This is a genomic window from Streptomyces sp. NPDC001714, assembly GCF_042892755.1.
Lineage (GTDB): Bacteria > Actinomycetota > Actinomycetes > Streptomycetales > Streptomycetaceae > Streptomyces.
Genome location: NZ_JBIAUL010000029.1, coordinates 1 through 16,481, shown reverse-complemented (window position 1 = coordinate 16,481; position 16,481 = coordinate 1). Strand labels below are relative to the sequence as shown.

At 70.8% G+C, this 16,481-nt stretch carries 18 protein-coding genes and 1 pseudogene; 11 read left to right on the top strand and 8 right to left on the bottom strand.

All coding sequences use genetic code 11. The features are described from left to right. Window positions 1-3 precede the first annotated feature (3 nt). On the bottom strand, window positions 4-1,158 hold the full coding sequence (locus ACFY0P_RS45720; RefSeq protein WP_388928058.1) for an anion permease: 1,155 nt from the start codon (window positions 1,156-1,158) through the stop codon (window positions 4-6). Between the two features lie 154 nt (window positions 1,159-1,312). Between ACFY0P_RS45720 and ACFY0P_RS45715 the strand changes: the two genes are divergently transcribed. The 3 genes from ACFY0P_RS45715 to ACFY0P_RS45705 all read left to right on the top strand — a co-directional run bounded on the left by ACFY0P_RS45715 (window position 1,313) and on the right by ACFY0P_RS45705 (window position 2,940). Then, window positions 1,313-1,666: a helix-turn-helix transcriptional regulator gene (locus ACFY0P_RS45715; protein ID WP_388928232.1), complete on the top strand. Its 354-nt coding sequence runs from the start codon at window positions 1,313-1,315 to the stop codon at window positions 1,664-1,666. A 95-nt stretch (window positions 1,667-1,761) separates the two neighbouring features. Beyond that, window positions 1,762-2,181, top strand: coding sequence for a VOC family protein (locus ACFY0P_RS45710; protein WP_388928055.1), 420 nt, complete (start codon window positions 1,762-1,764; stop codon window positions 2,179-2,181). Window positions 2,182-2,199: 18 nt separating this feature from the next. Then, the gene (locus ACFY0P_RS45705; protein ID WP_388928053.1) at window positions 2,200-2,940 is read left to right on the top strand and encodes a VOC family protein; all 741 of its coding nucleotides are present in this window, start codon (window positions 2,200-2,202) and stop codon (window positions 2,938-2,940) included. Window positions 2,941-2,943: 3 nt separating this feature from the next. On the opposite strand, the gene ACFY0P_RS45700 is transcribed toward ACFY0P_RS45705, so the two are convergent. The 4 genes from ACFY0P_RS45700 to ACFY0P_RS45685 all read right to left on the bottom strand — a co-directional run bounded on the left by ACFY0P_RS45700 (window position 2,944) and on the right by ACFY0P_RS45685 (window position 6,355). After that, on the bottom strand, window positions 2,944-3,291 hold the full coding sequence (locus tag ACFY0P_RS45700; protein ID WP_388928050.1) for a DUF952 domain-containing protein: 348 nt from the start codon (window positions 3,289-3,291) through the stop codon (window positions 2,944-2,946). Between the two features lie 9 nt (window positions 3,292-3,300). Next, complete coding sequence (locus ACFY0P_RS45695; RefSeq protein ID WP_388928047.1) at window positions 3,301-3,510, bottom strand: hypothetical protein; 210 nt, start codon at window positions 3,508-3,510, stop codon at window positions 3,301-3,303. Window positions 3,511-3,737: 227 nt separating this feature from the next. Continuing rightward, window positions 3,738-4,835 (bottom strand): family 2 encapsulin nanocompartment cargo protein polyprenyl transferase, encoded by a 1,098-nt coding sequence (locus ACFY0P_RS45690; protein WP_388928044.1) that lies wholly within the window; start codon window positions 4,833-4,835, stop codon window positions 3,738-3,740. 113 nt (window positions 4,836-4,948) lie between these two features. Beyond that, entirely contained in the window at window positions 4,949-6,355 is a 1,407-nt protein-coding gene (locus ACFY0P_RS45685) for a family 2B encapsulin nanocompartment shell protein (protein ID WP_388928041.1), read from the bottom strand. 299 nt (window positions 6,356-6,654) lie between these two features. Between ACFY0P_RS45685 and ACFY0P_RS45680 the strand changes: the two genes are divergently transcribed. Both ACFY0P_RS45680 and ACFY0P_RS45675 read left to right on the top strand, forming a co-directional pair. Next, window positions 6,655-7,245 (top strand): N-acetylmuramoyl-L-alanine amidase, encoded by a 591-nt coding sequence (locus ACFY0P_RS45680; protein WP_388928038.1) that lies wholly within the window; start codon window positions 6,655-6,657, stop codon window positions 7,243-7,245. A 33-nt stretch (window positions 7,246-7,278) separates the two neighbouring features. After that, the gene (locus ACFY0P_RS45675; protein WP_388928035.1) at window positions 7,279-8,160 is read left to right on the top strand and encodes a 1-aminocyclopropane-1-carboxylate deaminase/D-cysteine desulfhydrase; all 882 of its coding nucleotides are present in this window, start codon (window positions 7,279-7,281) and stop codon (window positions 8,158-8,160) included. A gap of 34 nt (window positions 8,161-8,194) precedes the next feature. On the opposite strand, the gene ACFY0P_RS45670 is transcribed toward ACFY0P_RS45675, so the two are convergent. Then, window positions 8,195-9,790, bottom strand: coding sequence for a Na+/H+ antiporter (locus tag ACFY0P_RS45670; protein ID WP_388928032.1), 1,596 nt, complete (start codon window positions 9,788-9,790; stop codon window positions 8,195-8,197). A 61-nt stretch (window positions 9,791-9,851) separates the two neighbouring features. Between ACFY0P_RS45670 and ACFY0P_RS45665 the strand changes: the two genes are divergently transcribed. From ACFY0P_RS45665 to ACFY0P_RS45655, 3 genes are all read left to right on the top strand, one after another. Further along, window positions 9,852-10,112: a UBP-type zinc finger domain-containing protein gene (locus tag ACFY0P_RS45665; protein WP_388928030.1), complete on the top strand. Its 261-nt coding sequence runs from the start codon at window positions 9,852-9,854 to the stop codon at window positions 10,110-10,112. A gap of 273 nt (window positions 10,113-10,385) precedes the next feature. Continuing rightward, window positions 10,386-10,799 carry an anti-sigma regulatory factor gene (locus tag ACFY0P_RS45660; protein WP_004925829.1) on the top strand — a complete coding sequence of 138 codons (414 nt, stop codon included), beginning with the start codon at window positions 10,386-10,388 and terminating at the stop codon, window positions 10,797-10,799. After that, window positions 10,796-11,908, top strand: coding sequence for an RNA polymerase sigma factor SigF (locus tag ACFY0P_RS45655; RefSeq protein WP_388928027.1), 1,113 nt, complete (start codon window positions 10,796-10,798; stop codon window positions 11,906-11,908). Before ACFY0P_RS45660 ends, ACFY0P_RS45655 begins: the two co-directional genes overlap by 4 nt. 37 nt (window positions 11,909-11,945) lie before the next feature. Here ACFY0P_RS45655 and ACFY0P_RS45650 read toward each other — a convergent pair whose 3' ends face one another. After that, window positions 11,946-12,392 (bottom strand): hypothetical protein, encoded by a 447-nt coding sequence (locus ACFY0P_RS45650; protein WP_388928025.1) that lies wholly within the window; start codon window positions 12,390-12,392, stop codon window positions 11,946-11,948. 137 nt (window positions 12,393-12,529) lie between these two features. Here ACFY0P_RS45650 and ACFY0P_RS45645 point away from each other — a divergent pair, with 137 nt between their 5' ends. Both ACFY0P_RS45645 and ACFY0P_RS45640 read left to right on the top strand, forming a co-directional pair. Further along, the gene (locus ACFY0P_RS45645) at window positions 12,530-13,498 is read left to right on the top strand and encodes a diacylglycerol/lipid kinase family protein (protein WP_388928023.1); all 969 of its coding nucleotides are present in this window, start codon (window positions 12,530-12,532) and stop codon (window positions 13,496-13,498) included. Between the two features lie 320 nt (window positions 13,499-13,818). Continuing rightward, window positions 13,819-14,076: a WhiB family transcriptional regulator gene (locus tag ACFY0P_RS45640; RefSeq protein WP_010353616.1), complete on the top strand. Its 258-nt coding sequence runs from the start codon at window positions 13,819-13,821 to the stop codon at window positions 14,074-14,076. Window positions 14,077-14,280: 204 nt separating this feature from the next. On the opposite strand, the gene ACFY0P_RS45635 is transcribed toward ACFY0P_RS45640, so the two are convergent. Next, window positions 14,281-15,747, bottom strand: coding sequence for a sensor histidine kinase (locus tag ACFY0P_RS45635; RefSeq protein WP_388928229.1), 1,467 nt, complete (start codon window positions 15,745-15,747; stop codon window positions 14,281-14,283). 630 nt (window positions 15,748-16,377) lie between these two features. Here ACFY0P_RS45635 and ACFY0P_RS45630 point away from each other — a divergent pair. After that, window positions 16,378-16,481, top strand: a pseudogene (locus tag ACFY0P_RS45630) (glucosamine-6-phosphate deaminase); the annotation flags it as partial.

Here is a 16,481-nt window from a genome sequence, read left to right as displayed (position 1 = left end):
CACTCAGGCGGCGGTGCCGACGTTGGACGGGGTCGTGGTGCGGATGGCGACCTCGTGGCCGTCGTTGACGTTCTTCGCGTCGATCGGGTTGCGGCGCGACAGCACGACGATGCCGGCCGCGAGCGCGGCGCCGACCAGCGCGACCACGACCGTGCCGAAGTTGCCGCCGTGCTTGACCGTGGCCGCGGAGATGCCGCCGACCAGCGCGGCGCAGGGCAGCGTGATCACCCAGGCGGCCACCATGCGGCCGGCGACGCCCCAGCGGACCTCCGCGAGCCGCCGGCCGACGCCCGCGCCGAGGATGGAACCGGAGGCGACCTGCGTGGTGGAGAGCGCGAAGCCCATGTGGGCGGAGGTCAGGATGACGGCCGTGGAGGCGGTCTCCGCCGCGAAGCCCTGCGGGGACTGGATCTCGGTCAGGCCCTTGCCCATGGTGCGGATGATCCGCCAGCCGCCGATGTAGGTGCCGAGGGCGATGGCGAGACCGGCGGTGGAGATCACCCAGACCGGCGGGCCGGCGTCGCCGGGGAGGGCGCCGACGGAGATCAGGGTCAGGGTGATGATGCCCATGGTCTTCTGGGCGTCGTTGGTGCCGTGGGCGAGCGAGACCAGCGAGGCCGACCCGATCTGCCCGAGCCGGAAGCCCTTGCCCACGGAGTCCGCGCGGCCGCGGGCGGTGATCTTGTACGCGCAGTACGTCGCGATCAGCGCGGCGACGCCCGCCACCACCGGCGAGGCGAACGCCGGGATGATGATCTTCTCGACAACCTTGTCGAAGTTGACCGCGCCGGAGCCCGCGCCGACCCAGACGGCCCCGATCAGCCCGCCGAACAGAGCGTGCGAGGAACTGGACGGCAGCCCGACCAGCCAGGTCATCAGATTCCACAAAATCGCCCCGACCAGTCCGGCGAAGATCATCGCCGGGGTCACCTTGGCGTCGTTCACGATGCCGCCGGAGATCGTCTTGGCGACCTCCGTGGAGAGGAAGGCTCCGACCAGGTTCAGTACGCCGCTGACCAGAACCGCTGTCTTCGGTTTGAGCGCGCCGGTCGCGATGGACGTGGCCATCGCGTTCGCCGTGTCGTGAAACCCGTTGGTGAAGTCGAACGCAAGAGCGGTGACGATCACGACCGCCACGAGGAACGTGATGTGGTCCATTCCTTTATGCAAACAAGCCCGGGCCAATTACGCGAGAACCAGAGGGAAACGCACGTCCAAAAACAAACCCCCGCCGTGTGTGCGATGTGCATGCCATGCTGGTCGGGTGACCCCTCTGGAGGACCTGAGACGGCTGCGCCGGGCGCGTGACCGCATGGACCGCGAGTACGCCGAGCCGCTCGACATGGCCGAGCTCGCCCGTACCGCCCTCATGTCCCCCGGCCACTTCCAGCGCAGCTTCCGCAAGGCCTTCGGGGAGACGCCGTACAGCCATCTCATGACCCGGCGGGTCGAGCGGGCCAAGGCACTGCTGCGCCGCGGCGACCTCACGGTGACCGAGGTGTGCATGGCGGTCGGCTGTACGTCGCTGGGGTCCTTCAGCTCGCGGTTCACCGAGCTGGTCGGGGAGACGCCGAGCGCGTACCGGGCACGGGACCACGAGGAGAGCACGGTCATCCCGTCCTGTGTGGCCCGTACGTTCACCCGGCCACGCCGCCGGCCGTACTGACGGCGCGCGTTCGACTGCACGCGTTCGACTGCCCGCGTTCCACTGCACGCGTACGACCGCACGCACGGCCGGAGGTTTCCTCCTAGCCTGACCTCATGGACGTAAAACTCGCGCAGTGTTTCATCGCCGTCGACGACCACGACAAGGCGCTGGCCTTCTACCGTGACGTTCTCGGCCTGGAGGTCCACAACGACGTGGAGTTCGAGGGGATGCGGTGGGTGACCGTCGGGTCGCCGCAGCAGCCGGGCGTGGAGATCGTGCTGGAGCCGCCGGGCGCCAACCCGGACGCCTCCCCCGCCGACCGGCAGGCCATGGCCGAGCTGCTCGCCAAGGGCATGCTGCGCGGGGTGATCTTCTCCACCACCGACTGCGACGCGCTGTACGAGCGGGTGCGGGAGCACGGCGGTGACGTGATCCAGGAGCCCATGGACCAGCACTGGGGCGTGCGGGACTGCGCGTTCCGGGACCCGGCGGGGAACCTGCTGCGTTTCACGGAGCGCCGGGCAGCCGAGTAGCACACTTACGATCACCGCATGAGCATCCGCTGGACGTACGCCTTCGCCGACCGCCCCACCGCGCACCTCGCCACCGCCCAGGCGTTCTGGACGGCCGTCACCGGCACCTTCCTCTCCGCGCCCCGTGGGGAGAACGACGAGTTCGTGACGCTGCTGCCGACCTCCGGCGTCGACGCCTGTGTCAAGCTCCAGGGCGTCGAGTCGGGGCCCGGCGGAGCTCACCTGGACCTCTGCGTCGAGGACGTGCCGGGCCTCGTGAAGCGAGCCCGGGAACTCGGCGCCGAGCCGGTCGCCGAGCACGACGGGTGGGCGGTCCTGCGGTCGCCGGCCGGGCAGGCGTGGTGCGCCGTGCCCTGGCACGGGGAGTCGGTACGGCCGCCGGTCGTGGCGGGCAGCCGGCTCGACCAGGTCAGCCTGGACATCCCGCCGTCCGCGTACGAGGCGGAGACGGCGTTCTGGGCGGAGCTGACCGGCTGGGAGCTGCTCACCGGCTCGCTGCCGGAGTTCCGGGTGCTCAGGCAGCCGGCCGGCCTGCCCGTGCGGATCCTGCTCCAGCGGCTGGACGACGAGCAGCCCGCCGCCGCCCACCTCGACCTGGCCTGCGCGGACATCCCGGCGACCCGCGCCCGGCACGAGGAACTCGGCGCCGTGCACGTGGCCGACGGCCGCCACTGGACGGTGATGCGCGACCCGGCGGGCGGCGTCTACTGCCTCACCGGCCGCGACCCGGAGACCGGCGGCCTCCCGAGCCGGGGCTAGGAGTCAGCCGGCCGGGTGCCGGACCCAGGGCTCCACGTCCACCACGGCCGTGACCGGTATCGGTCCGTACACGTGCGGGAACTCCTCACCGCCCGGCTCCGGCGCCTCCCACTTCACCGGGGCGCCGACCCGGGCCGGGTCCACGACCAGCACCACCAGGTCGTCCGGGCCGTCGTAGGAGCCGTACAGGAAGGCCGCCACGCGCGGGAGCTGGTCACGCGTGGAGCAGTGGATGAAGCCCTCCTCCTGGAGGGTGCGGCCGCGGGTGGACATCTCGTAGCCGCCCCGCGCGCGGGCCTCTTCCCAGAGGGAGCGTTCGGTGATGTGCAGAATGTTCGGGAGTCCGGTCATGCGGACACGCTACGGTCCCTCCCGGCCGGGCCCGGGCGGCGGGGGCCCGGGTGGTGACGCCTCCTGCGGGCCCGGCGGTTCGGTGTGCTCACCGCAGTGGGGGTTACGGCAGGGACCGGGTCCCCAGACCGGAACCCAGGCCCCCAGCGTCTTGTGCCGTCGCACCACACGTTCGACGGGCTGTCCGCAGACCGGACAGACCTGGTCCTGGCTGTCCATGCCCCCAGCGTAGGCCGGGCCCGGCAGCCGCGCCCGTCGCCCGTCGCCCGTCGCCCGTCGCCCGTCGCCCGTCGCCCGTCGCCCGTCGCCCGTCGCCCAGCAGGAAACGCCACGTCGGGAATCGGCGAGCCCCGCACACCGTGGGGATGTGCGGGACCCGTCGGGCCGGAGCCCCCGGAGCACCGCGCGGGGTCAGGAGCCGCGCGGTCCCGGGAGCTCCGGGGTCTTCACCTGCTGCGCCGGGTCACGAACTCGGCGAGCGCGAGCAGGCCGTCGGCCGCCTCCGGGCCGGGCACGGCACGGGCGAGCTCCTGCATCGCCCGGGCCATCCGGTCGGCCGCCTCGGACTGCGCCCAGTCCCGGCCGCCCGCCCGCTCCACGGCCAGGGCGGTCCGCGCGATCTCGTCGGCGTCGGCCCGCACATGCGGCTTGGCGTACAGCTCCGCGAGGTCGGCGGCGGCCGGGGTGCCGGAGGTGAGGGCCGCGACGACCGGCAGGGACTTCTTGCGGGCCGCCAGATCCGCGCCGGCCGGTTTGCCGGTGCGCCGGGGGTCACCCCATATCCCGATGACGTCGTCGATCAGCTGGAAGGCCAGGCCGGCCTGGCGGCCGAAGCCGTCGAGCGCCGCCACCTCCGGCGCTCCCGCCCCCGCGTACAGCGCGCCCAGGGCGCAGGCGCAGCCGAGCAGCGCCCCGGTCTTCGCCTCGGCCATGGCGAGCACCTCGTCGAGGGTGACCTCGTCGGGTGCCCGGCCCTCCATGGCCGTGTCCGCGTGTTGTCCCGCGCACAGTTCGAGGACGCAGTCCGCGAGCCGGACGGCGGCCGCCGCGGACGCCGGGTGCGGGTCCTCGGCGAGCAGCCTGAGGGCCAGCGCCTGGAGGGCGTCCCCGGCGAGGATCGCGTCCGCGTCGCCGAACACGGTCCACGCGGTGGGCCGGTGCCTTCGGGAGGTGTCCCGGTCCATGACGTCGTCGTGCAGCAGGGTGAAGTTGTGCACCAGCTCCACGGCGGCCGCGGCCCGTACGGCGGCCGCGCGGGCCGCCGGTCCGCCGAGCGCGTCGGCGGCGGCCAGGACCAGCGCGGGCCGGATGGCCTTGCCCGCGTTGCCGTCCGCCGGGGTGCCGTCCGCGTGCTCCCAGCCGAAGTGGTAGCGCGCGATCCGCCGCATCGAACCGGGCAAGGACGCCACCGCGGTGCGCAGTTCGGGGTCGACGGACGCCCGGACCCGCTCCAGTACGGCGACCGCCTCGGACCCGTCGGGCGACTCCGGCCTCCCGGGCAGCTGCGTGGCACGCTGCTGCCGCTCCGTCACGAACTCGCCCATGGCCTCCCCCTCGCGGAGTGCGCGTACGGTGGCGTCTCCGCCCCGCCTCGGCACGTACCCCGAGGGTGTACCCGCCCCGGAGGGCGGGGACACGGCCACCAAGTGCGGAAACGTCACCTCCAGCGGCCGATCTCGACGTTCTCCAGTACTCCGAGGGCGTCCGGGACGAGCACGGCGGCCGAGTAGTAGGCCGTGACCAGGTAACTGATGATCGCCTGCTCGTTGATGCCCATGAAGCGGACCGAGAGGCTCGGCTCGATCTCGTCGGGGATCCCGGCCTGCCGCAGTCCGATGACGCCCTGGTTGTCCTCGCCGGTACGCATGGCGATGATCGAGGTGGTCCGGGCCTCGGTGACCGGGATCTTGTTGCAGGGGTAGATCGGGACTCCGCGCCAGGTCGGGATGCGGTTGCCGCCGATCTCGACGGTCTCGGGGACCAGTCCGCGCTTGTTGAGCTCCCGGCCGAAGGCGGCGATCGCGCGCGGGTGCGCGAGGAAGAGCTTGGTGCCGCGCCGGCGGCTGAGCAGCTCGTCCATGTCGTCCGGGCTGGGCACGCCGTCGTGCGGCTGCAGCCGCTGGTCGTACTGGCAGTTGCTGAGCAGGCCGAACTCCCGGTTGTTGATGAGCTCGTGCTCCTGGCGCTCCTTCAACGCCTCGACGGTGAGCCGCAACTGGTGCTCGGTCTGGTTCATCGGCTGGTTGTAGAGGTCGGCCACGCGGGTGTGGATGCGCAGCACGGTCTGGGCGATGCTCAGCTCGTACTCGCGCGGCCGGGCCTCGTAGTCGACGAAGGTGTGCGGGATGTCGGGCTCGCCGCTGTGGCCGGCCGCGAGGGCTACCTCCTTCTCGCCGTACTTGTTGGTGCGCTGCTCGGGGATCGCGCGCAGCTGCTGGAGATGCGCGCGCAGTGAGTCGGCGCGCTCGGCGACCTGTTCGAAGTCCTGCCGGGACAGGGTCAGCACGGTGCAGGCCGTGTCCGCCCGGGCGGTGTACTCCCAGATGGCGTCCGGGTCGATCAGGCCCTGCTCGCCGAAGTAGGCGCCGTCGGCGAGGACGCCGAGGACCGCGTCGTCGCCGTAGGGGCCGGTGCCGATCTTCTCGACACGGCCGTGGGCCAGCAGGTGGACCTCGTCCGTCCCGTTGCCGAACGAGGCGATGACCTCGCCCGCGGCGAAGTCCCGCTGCCGGCAGCGCTGGGCCAGCTCCGCCAGCACCTCCTCGTCGTCGTACGACCGCAGGACGGGCAGCTCGCCCAGCTCCGCGGGGATGACCTCGACACGGTCGCCGGTCTTCAGGAACGTGATACGGCCGTCGCCGACCGTGTAGGTGAGCCGTCGGTTCACCCGGTACGTGCCGCCCTGGACATCGACCCAGGGCAGTGTCCGCAGCAGCCAGCGGGAGCTGATCTCCTGCATCTGGGGCGCGGACTTGGTCGTGGTGGCCAGGTTCCGCGCTGCCGCCGTGTCCAGAGACTGCTGCGGCTTGCCCTGATCCGTGCGGACCTCTTCGCCTACCGACATAAGGAAATGCCCTCCCATACCTGCGCGGGCGCCGAACTGCCCACGCATCGGTCTCACGGGCCACCCTGTCATCACGGAGCGTGCCGGGACCATTACCCGAAAGAGCGGGAATAGATCATCGCACTACTGGGCATGCCGACAAATCCCCTCATCCGCACCCTTCGATATGCCGACTTGTCCGGATCGACTCGCACAAGATGCGAACAAGTTCGAAGGAGGCTGGCCCGTTAAGCCCGACTTCTGTAGAAAGCCCAGAAGATCTGGAAGATACGGATAGTTCAGACGCGAAGGAGGCGGTCATGGCCCCACCCATGTCCGCGGGCGCTTTCCTCGACGCGTTGCGCGACGAGGGCGTCACGGTCGTCGAGGTCGGCGACTGGAAGGAGCACAACCGGAACCACAAGGGCCCCTGGGGACCCGTCCACGGTGTGATGATCCACCACACGGTGACCCACGGCACCGAGACAACGGTCCGGATCTGCTACGACGGCCACCCCGGCCTGCCCGGCCCGCTGTGCCACGGCGTCATCACCAAGGACGGCACGGTCCACTTAGTCGGCTACGGCCGCGCCAACCACGCGGGGCTGGGCGACGACGACGTGCTGCGCGCGGTGATCGCCGAGAAGGCCCTGCCCCCGGACAACGAGACGAACACCGACGGCAACCGGCACTTCTACGGCTTCGAGTGCGAGAACCTGGGCGACGGCGCGGACCCCTGGCCCGAGGCCCAGCTGGAAGCGATCGAGAAGGTGGCCGCGGCGGTGTGCCGGCGGCACGGCTGGTCGGAGCGGTCGGTGATCGGGCACCTGGAGTGGCAGCCGGGGAAGGTGGACCCGCGCGGCTTCTCGATGGCCTGGCTGCGCGAGCGCGTCAGGGACCGGCTGAAGTGAGCCCGCGCCGGCACCCCGGGCGACAATGACGACGTGACCAGCGCCGACATACTCACCCCCCGGCTCCCCTCCCCGCTGCAGGAGGTGACCGACGACCGTTTCGCCCGCCACGGCGTCCGTCTCCTCCTCAAGCGGGACGACCTGATCCATCCGGAGCTGATCGGCAACAAGTGGCGCAAGCTGGTCCCGAACATCGAGGCGGCGGCCGGCCGCCCGGTCCTCACCTTCGGCGGCGCCTACTCCAACCACCTGCGCGCGACGGCCGCCGCGGGCCGTCTTCTGGGCTTTCCGACGGTGGGGGTGGTGCGGGGCGAGGAGCTGGCCGCCCGGCCGTTGAATCCGTCGCTGGCGCGGTGCGTGGCCGACGGGATGCGGCTGCACTTCGTCGACAGGTCGACGTATCGGCGCAAGGCCGAGCCGCAGGTGCTGGCCGGTCTGCTGCGGGCGGCGGGGGCCGAGGACGCGTACGTGGTGCCGGAGGGCGGCAGCAACGCGGCCGCGGTACGCGGCTGCCTGGCCCTCGGCGCGGAGCTGCGGGGACAAGCCGACGTGGTGGGAATCGCCTGCGGGACCGGGGGCACGCTGGCCGGGCTGGCCGCCGGACTGGGGGCGCGGCAGCGCGCGGTGGGGGTACCGGTGCTGAGGGGCGGGTTCCTGGCGGGCGAGATACAGCGGTTGCAGGCGGAGGCGTTCGGCGGGCGGCGCGGCCGGTGGTCGCTCGACGAGCGGTTCCACTTCGGCGGGTACGGGCGTACGACACCGGAACTCGACGCCTTCGCGGAGGACTTCGAGGAGCGGCACGGGATGCGGGTGGAGCGGCTGTATGTCGCCAAGTTGCTGTACGGACTTGTCGAGCTGGCGCGGGAGGGCGGCCTGGGGCGGGGCGGGGCCGTGGCGGCGGTGCTGACGGCCTGATCGGCGTGCGGGGCCGCGGACCGCGTTCCGGATCTCACTCTGCCTCCCGGTACGCCGCCGCCTCCTCCAGGTCCAGCCGGCGCAGCAGGGTGCGCAGCATCTCGTCGTCGATGTAGCGGTGGTCGCGGAGCCGGACGAAGACGGTGCGCTCGGCGCTGATCATCTCGCGCGAGAGGCGGCGGTAGGTGTCGTCGACCGACTCGCCGGTGACCGGGTTGGTCTGACCGAGGCGCTCCCAGACGGCGTTGCGGCGGCGCTCCAGGACCGTGCGGAGGCGGTCGGCGAGCGGCGGGGGGAGTTCGTTGCGGTCGTCCGAGAGGAGTTCGTCCAGGCGGGCCTCGGCCGCACGGGAGGCCTGGGCCTGGGCGTTCGCCTCGGCGAGGGTCTCGGCCTGGGTGTCGCGGGGCGGGAACTTCATCAGGCGGATCAGCGGGGCCAGGCTGAGGCCCTGCACCACGAGGGTGCCGATGACCGTCGTGAAGGTCAGGAACAGGATCAGGTTGCGCTGCGGGAAGGGGGCGCCGCCGTGCACGGTGAGCGGGATCGAGAAGGCGATGGCCAGCGAGACCACGCCCCGCATCGCCGCCCAGGCGGTGACCGCCGGGCTTCTCCAGGTGGGGTTGTCCTCCCGCTCGCGGATCCGCCGGGACAGCAACCGCGGCAGGAAGGCCGCCGGGTATATCCAGACGAACCGCGCCGCCACCACGACCAGGAAGAGGGCGAACGCGTACCAGGCGGCGTCGATGCCCTCGTACGCGCCGAGGCCCTTGAGGACGACCGGCAGCTGCAGTCCGATCAGCGCGAAGACCGCCGACTCCAGCACGAACGCCACCATGCGCCACACGGCCTCCTCCTGGAGGCGGGTGGCGAAGTCGACCTCCCAGGCACGGTGGCCCAGGTAGAGGGCGACGACGACGACCGCCAGCACGCCGGAGGCGTGGAACTGCTCGGCGACGCTGTACGCGACGAACGGGATCAGCAGCGACAGCGTGTTCTGGAGCAGCGGTTCCTTCAGATGCAGGCGCAGCCAGTGGATCGGCACCATCAGCAGCACACCGACGATCACGCCGCCGAACGCGGCCAGGAGGAACTCCCCGATTCCGTGGGCCCAGGAGGCGCCCTCCCCGATGGCGGCCGCGACGGCCACGCGGTAGGCGGTGATCGCCGTGGCGTCGTTCAGCAGGGACTCGCCCTGCAGGATGGTGGTGAGCCGGGACGGCAGCCCCACCCGGCGGGCGATGGCGGCGGCCGCGACCGCGTCCGTGGGCGCCACGACCGCGCCCAGCGCGAGCGCCGCGGGCAGCGGCAGCCCGGGCACGATCAGGTAGGCGGCCCAGCCGACGACGAAGGTCGCGAAGAGCACGTACCCCACCGAGAGCAGCGCCACCGGCCGCATGTTCGCCCGCAGGTCGAGGTACGAGCTCTCGGTGCCCTCCTTGTACAGCAGCGGCGGCAGCACCAGCGGCAGCACGATGTCCGGGTCGAGGGTGTAGTCGGGGACCCCGGGCACGTACGACACCACCAGGCCGGCCGCGACCAGCAGCAGCGGCGCCGGCACCGGAGTGCGCCGGGCCGCACCGGCGATCGCGGCGCTCCCCGCCACCAGCAACAGCAGTGGCATCACGTCCATGGTCCTCGCCCGCCCTCATTTTCCGCGCGGCCACCCGCACACCCGTCGTAATCTGGCAATCATGAAACAGTGCACGCACCGCGACGCGCTGCCGCACCCGGAACCCGAGCCACAGAACGAGACCTGCCCGGAGTGTCTCGCCAAGGGCTGGCACCCGGTACAACTGCGGCTCTGTCTGACCTGTGGCCACGTCGCCTGCTGCGACTCGTCACCGGGAAGACATGCGACAGGCCACCACGAATCATCCGGTCACCCCGTGATGCGGACGTTCGAGCCCGGCGAGGACTGGCGCTGGTGCTTCGTCGACCACGTCCTCGTGTGACACTGCACTACGGCTGCTGAAGACCACGGCAACCGACGGTTCGACGGTTCTACGCCGGGGTACGTCAACCCGGCGCGCGCTCTTCCCAATTGGGCAAGGCAGACCTCTAGACACGGAGCGTATCCACAGGTTTACTGTGAGTGACGCCAGGGGGTTGGGGTCCCGGGGACAGAAAAGTTCGGAGCGCGGTAGCGTCACCGCTGAACCACGTAGTGCGTTACCCCGGGGGGCGACCCTCGGCCCCGAAAAGCTTGTACCACCATGGAGGTGAGGGTGTCCCAGATCGCAGGCGAGCCCGCGACCCAGGACTTCGTGGAAGTCCGGCTGCCGGCTGCGGGTGCCTACCTGTCGGTGCTGCGCACGGCCACGGCCGGTCTCGCCGCCCGCTTGGACTTCACCCTGGACGAGATCGAGGATCTGCGCATCGCGGTCGACGAGGCCTGCGCGATCCTGCTCCAGCAGGCCGTTCCCGGCTCGGTGCTCAGCTGTGTCTTCCGCCTCGTCGACGACTCGCTGGAGGTCACGGTCTCCGCTCCGACCACGGACGGCCACGCCCCCTCGCGCGACACTTTCGCCTGGACCGTGCTCTCGGCCCTGGCGGGCAAGGTCTCGTCGGCCGTCGACGAGGACAAGACCGTGTCGATCAGCCTCTACAAACAGCGCGGCGCGGGACCCGGGCCGGCGTGAGGGACGGGGACGGGCCGGTGCGGGACGAAGAGCGCGGCACACGGGAACTGCCGACCGGGGGCGAAGGCCCCGGGGCGGGCTCCCGCCGCATGGCTGACGGCATCGACGGCATCCCGGAACAGGCCAGGCCGCACCCGGAGGACCCCTCCGCGCAGGTCGGTCTGGAGGGTGCCGTGCAGGGCGCGCCCCCGGAAGGACGGAACGGGGTCGCGGCCCCGAACCGGGCCGGGGCGAAGGCTCGCGGAAGGGCGACGGGCGGGACGATGAGCGAGCACGAGCGATACGCCGAGGACGAGGCGCTGGCCGCGGAGGTGGTGCAGGCGACCCAGCACGAGCCTCGGGACCGCAGCGAACCTCAGGACCGCAGCGGCGCGCGCGCCCTGTTCGTCGAGCTGCGCGGGCTGAAGGAGGGCAGCGCCGAGTACGCGGAGCTGCGCAATCGGCTGGTCCGGATGCATCTGCCGCTCGTGGAGCACCTCGCGCGCCGGTTCCGCAACCGCGGCGAGCCGCTGGACGACCTCACCCAGGTCGCCACCATCGGCCTCATCAAGTCGGTCGACCGGTTCGACCCGGACCGGGGCGTGGAGTTCTCGACGTACGCCACCCCGACCGTGGTCGGCGAGATCAAGCGTCACTTCCGCGACAAGGGCTGGGCGGTCCGCGTCCCGCGCCGTCTCCAGGAGCTGCGCCTCGCGCTCACCACCGCCACGGCGGAGCTGTCCCAGCAGCACGGCCGCTCGCCCACGGTGCACGAACTGGCCGAGAAGCTCGCGATCTCGGAGGAGGAGGTCCTGGAGGGCCTGGAGTCGGCCAACGCCTACTCGACGCTGTCCCTGGACGTCCCCGACACCGACGACGAGTCCCCGGCGGTCGCCGACACCCTCGGCGCGGAGGACGAGGCCCTGGAGGGCGTCGAGTACCGCGAGTCCCTCAAGCCCCTGCTGGAAGACCTCCCGCCCCGCGAGAAGCGGATCCTTCTCCTCCGCTTCTTCGGCAACATGACCCAGTCCCAGATCGCCCAGGAGGTCGGCATCAGCCAGATGCACGTCTCACGGCTGCTGGCGAGGACCCTGGCTCAGCTGCGGGAAAAGCTGCTCGTCGAGGAGTAGAACGCCCCGAAGGGGCGCGGGCCCACCCACCCGCAGATCAGCTACTACGCCCGGGCCCCTTGATCCCAAGGGCCTGGGTGGTAGCGGAGTTCACCAGCAGCACCAGCGAGGCCACCGCCACCACCGCCAGCACGATCCCCACCGGAATCGCCACGCTGTCGGCCTGGAGCAGGTTGTACGCCACCGGCAACGCCATGATCTGCGTGATCACCGCCGGCCCCCGGCTCCAGCTCTTCCGCAGCAGCAGCCCGCGCGCGGCGATCAGCGGCAGCAGCGCCAGCACGATCACCGTGACGCCCCCGGTGATGGCCTGCCCCCGGTCGTCCGGATTCCCGGTGAACCCGAGCACGGCCAGCCACACCCCGCCGACGAGCAGCGCGAGCCCTTCCAGCCCGGCCAGCGCGGCGGCATACGTCAGCCGCCGCGGACGGGGTCCGTCGATTCCGTCGGCCTTCTCGGCCGTAGGCACATCCTCACTGCTCACGCCGGAAAGGGTAGCCCTCGGCCCCGCGGCGGGAGCCGCGGCCCTCGCACCCGAGTGTTGAGACTCACGCCCCTATCTCTTACCCGATCCCTAACTCGGTCTGGGCCCGGTACTTTCCAGTAGGTACGCTGCAATCCATGCGTGCACTTCTCGTGGTCAATCCGGCGGCAACCACCACAAGCGCACGTAGGCGCGACGTCCTCATCCACGCGCTCGCGAGCGAAGTGAAGCTGGAGGCGGTCACCACCGAGTACCGCGGCCACGCCCGCGACCTGGCGCGGCTCGCGGCGGAGAGCGACGACATCGACCTCGTCGTGGCGCTCGGCGGCGACGGCACGGTCAACGAGGTGGTCAACGGTCTGCTCCACGACGGGCCCGACCCGGACCGGCTGCCCGGCCTCGCCGTGGTCCCCGGCGGCTCCACCAACGTCTTCGCCCGGGCCCTCGGCCTGCCCAACGACCCGGTCGAGGCCACCGGCGACCTGCTGGACGCGCTCCGCGAGAGGCGCGAGCGCGTCGTCGGCCTCGGTCTGACCGCCGGTACTCCCGGCACCGAGGACGAGGCGGTCCCGGCCCGCTGGTTCACCTTCAACGCGGGACTCGGCTTCGACGCGGGCGTCGTCGGCCGGGTCGAGCAGCAGCGCGAGCTCGGTAAGAAATCCACGCACGCGCTGTACGTTCGTCAGGTCGTCCGGCAATTCCTGGGCGAGCAGCACCGCCGGCACGGAACGATCACGCTCGAACGGGCCGGCGCCGACCCGATCACGGATCTTGTCGTGGCGATAGTCTGCAACACCTCGCCCTGGACGTATCTCGGCAATCGCCCGATGTACACGTCACCTAAGGCCTCGTTCGATAAAGGTATCGACGTACTCGGTCTCAGCCGGCTGTCGACCGCCGCCGCTGCCCGGTATGGCACGCAGTTGCTCACTTCGTCCCCCGAGCGCGGACCCCACGGCAAGCACGCGGTGTCCCTGCACGATCTGGACCAGTTCACCTTGCATTCGAAGGTGCCCCTCCCCCTCCAGATGGACGGCGACCACCTAGGACTGCGTACGAGCGTGACGTTCACAGGCGTACGCCGCGCACTGCGTGTGATTGTGTGAGCGGAACGGGCCAAAGTCCTTTCACTCGAACGTTTAGGCCAGGATCCACCCCATGGAAGTACGGCTGTGACCCAGTCGACACCGAGGAATCAAAAAAAACTTTCCGGAAGGGGTTGTATCCGTCGCTGAGGTTTGCGAGGCTCTACGTGGCGGTCGGGACAGCCCGCAACACCGGCGTCCACTGACCACCGGAATCCCCCTTCAACTCACAGGACCCCTGCCAGGGAACCTGGCGGTCGGCCCTTCACTTGTTGAGGGATTCGTGAAAGCGTTCACATTCACAAGCAACGTGCATGTAATACCAAGGAGAGGTAGCAGCCATGGACTGGCGTCACAACGCCGTTTGCCGCGAGGAAGACCCCGAGCTCTTCTTCCCCATCGGCAACACTGGTCCTGCGCTGCTGCAGATCGAGGAAGCCAAGGCCGTTTGCCGGCGCTGCCCCGTTATGGATCAGTGTCTGCAGTGGGCGCTCGAGTCCGGCCAGGACTCCGGCGTCTGGGGTGGTCTCAGCGAGGACGAGCGTCGCGCGATGAAGCGCCGTGCCGCCCGCAACCGGGCCCGTCAGGCCACCGCCTGACAGTCCCACCCCTGGTGACAGCCTGAGCTTGGCGGCGCGTACAGCGAGTACGCATCTCCCGCCCCCGAGCCGCAGCGCGCAGTACCCCCGATGCGCTTAGCAGTAAGAGCAGCAACGAGCGAGCAGCCCCGGACCCACCAGGTCCGGGGCTCTTTGCTGTGCCCGTACCTCCCGTGCCGCGCACGGACACCCCGTCGGCGCGGCCTATTTCTGCGGGCGCACCGGAACGTCCAGGATCACCCGGGTCCCACGCTCCGGCGCCGGCACCATGTCGAACGTGCCACCCAACTCGCCCTCCACCAGCGTCCGTACGATCTGCAGGCCGAGGTTGCCTGAGCGGTGCGGGTCGAAGCCCTCGGGCAGGCCGACGCCGTCGTCCTGGACGGTGACGAGCAGCCGGGCCTCCTTGGTGGTACCGCCGCGGACCGCCGTGACCTCGACGGTGCCGGTGTCGCCCTCGCGGAAGCCGTGTTCGAGGGCGTTCTGCAGGACTTCGGTGAGCACCATCGACAGCGGGGTGGCGACCTCGGCGTCGAGTATCCCGAAGCGGCCGGTGCGCCGGCCCGCGACCTTGCCCGGCGAGATCTCGGCGACCATCGCGAGCACCCGGTCCGCGATCTCGTCGAACTCGACGCGCTCGTCCAGGTTCTGGGACAGCGTCTCATGCACGATGGCGATCGAGCCGACCCGCCGTACCGCCTCCTCCAGGGCCTCCCGGCCGCGTTCCGAGTCGATGCGCCGGGCCTGCAGGCGCAGCAGCGCGGCGACCGTCTGGAGGTTGTTCTTCACCCGGTGGTGGATCTCCCGGATGGTCGCGTCCTTGGTGATCAACTCCCGCTCGCGACGCCGCAGTTCGGTGACGTCCCGGAGCAGCACCAGGGACCCGATGCGGGTGCCCTTGGGCTTGAGCGGGATCGCCCGGAACTGGATGACGCCGTCCTCGGACTCGATCTCGAACTCGCGCGGCGCCCAGCCGCTGGCGAGTTTGGCGAGCGCCTCGTCCACCGGCCCCTTGGTCGGGGCGAGTTCGGCCGTGGTCTGCCCCAGGTGGTGGCCGAGCAGGTCGGCGGCGAGGCCGAGGCGATGGTAGGCGGAGAGGGCGTTCGGGGAGGCGTACTGGACGATGCCGTCGCCGTCCACCCGGATCAGGCCGTCGCCGACGCGCGGCGAGGCGTCCATGTCGACCTGCTGGTTCGGGAAGGGAAACGATCCGGCAGCGATCATCTGCGCGAGGTCGGAAGCGCTCTGGAGGTAGGTGAGCTCCAGGCGGCTCGGGGTGCGCACGGTCAGCAGGTTGGTGTTGCGGGCGATGACCCCGAGAACCCGGCCCTCGCGCCGTACCGGGATGGACTCGACCCGTACGGGGACCTCTTCGCGCCACTCCGGGTCGCCCTCGCGGACGATCCGGCCCTCGTCCAGGGCGATGTCCAGCATCGGCCGGCGGCCGCGCGGGACCAGGTGGCCGACCATGTCGTCCTGGTAGGAGGTGGGGCCGGTGTTGGGGCGCATCTGCGCCACCGAGACGTACCGGGTGCCGTCCCGGGTGGGGACCCACAGGACCAGGTCGGCGAAGGAGAGGTCGGAGAGCAGCTGCCACTCCGAGACCAGCAGATGGAGCCACTCGAGGTCGGAGTCGTCGAGGGCGGTGTGCTGGCGGACCAGTTCGTTCATGGAGGGCACGTCTGTGAGCGTACCTGGGGGTATGTGGATGGCCGAAAATCGGCGAGTACGGCGTGAAGGGCGGGCCCGGAAACACCCGCGGGCCGCGGCGCCTGAGAGGGACCCTCAACCCTCCCGGCACCGCAGCCCGGAGCAGCAACGGCCGTGGGGTGTGCGGTCCCAGTCGGCCGAAGGTGAGGATCCGGGGCAGTCAGGGCAGAGAGCTCCGGTTCCTCGGTCCGCCTTCCTGTGCGGGGAAGACGGAAGAGTGTGACTGTGCCGTACGGCTGATGCCGTACTCGTTCAGCCCTCGTACGCAATTGTGGACTAGACCACGGTGTGTGTCCATGCGTTGGAGACTGTTCACAGTTGATCCGATCGCAGCGTAGCCCGCCGGGGGCGGCCGTGGGGCCGGATGTCCGGGGCAATTTTCGGCGGCCCGGCGGGACGCGACCCCCCGCCGCGGAGATTTTCCTCAATTCACCCCATCTGACGTATTCACGTAACCTCGCACTTGTCCCCTTTCTCTGCGCCCGGCCTCCGGCGACAGGGGTCGGTTCTGTTAGATTGGTCCCATCAGATTGGTCTAAACCACATAGACCTTCCAGACCCTCCAGCCCTCTTGAGAACGGCAGGCCCAGCGTGGAAGTTGTCATCGTTCCGGACGCCGCCGCGGGTGGCGAGCTGATCGCCGAGGCCATGGCTCAGCTGCTCCGGCACAAGCCGGCCGCGCTGCTCGGGGTGGC

What these genes read in the sequence shown, in the direction of transcription:
- ACFY0P_RS45720 (WP_388928058.1), bottom strand. Translation starts at nt 1,158, where the DNA reads ATGGACCACATCACGTTCCTCGTGGCGGTCGTGATCGTCACCGCTCTT.
- ACFY0P_RS45715 (WP_388928232.1), top strand. Translation starts at nt 1,313, where the DNA reads ATGGACCGCGAGTACGCCGAGCCGCTCGACATGGCCGAGCTCGCCCGT.
- ACFY0P_RS45710 (WP_388928055.1), top strand. Translation starts at nt 1,762, where the DNA reads ATGGACGTAAAACTCGCGCAGTGTTTCATCGCCGTCGACGACCACGAC.
- ACFY0P_RS45705 (WP_388928053.1), top strand. Translation starts at nt 2,200, where the DNA reads ATGAGCATCCGCTGGACGTACGCCTTCGCCGACCGCCCCACCGCGCAC.
- ACFY0P_RS45700 (WP_388928050.1), bottom strand. Translation starts at nt 3,291, where the DNA reads ATGACCGGACTCCCGAACATTCTGCACATCACCGAACGCTCCCTCTGG.
- ACFY0P_RS45695 (WP_388928047.1), bottom strand. Translation starts at nt 3,510, where the DNA reads ATGGACAGCCAGGACCAGGTCTGTCCGGTCTGCGGACAGCCCGTCGAA.
- ACFY0P_RS45690 (WP_388928044.1), bottom strand. Translation starts at nt 4,835, where the DNA reads ATGGGCGAGTTCGTGACGGAGCGGCAGCAGCGTGCCACGCAGCTGCCC.
- ACFY0P_RS45685 (WP_388928041.1), bottom strand. Translation starts at nt 6,355, where the DNA reads ATGTCGGTAGGCGAAGAGGTCCGCACGGATCAGGGCAAGCCGCAGCAG.
- ACFY0P_RS45680 (WP_388928038.1), top strand. Translation starts at nt 6,655, where the DNA reads ATGGCCCCACCCATGTCCGCGGGCGCTTTCCTCGACGCGTTGCGCGAC.
- ACFY0P_RS45670 (WP_388928032.1), bottom strand. Translation starts at nt 9,790, where the DNA reads ATGGACGTGATGCCACTGCTGTTGCTGGTGGCGGGGAGCGCCGCGATC.
- ACFY0P_RS45665 (WP_388928030.1), top strand. Translation starts at nt 9,852, where the DNA reads ATGAAACAGTGCACGCACCGCGACGCGCTGCCGCACCCGGAACCCGAG.
- ACFY0P_RS45645 (WP_388928023.1), top strand. Translation starts at nt 12,530, where the DNA reads ATGCGTGCACTTCTCGTGGTCAATCCGGCGGCAACCACCACAAGCGCA.
- ACFY0P_RS45640 (WP_010353616.1), top strand. Translation starts at nt 13,819, where the DNA reads ATGGACTGGCGTCACAACGCCGTTTGCCGCGAGGAAGACCCCGAGCTC.
- ACFY0P_RS45635 (WP_388928229.1), bottom strand. Translation starts at nt 15,747, where the DNA reads ATGAACGAACTGGTCCGCCAGCACACCGCCCTCGACGACTCCGACCTC.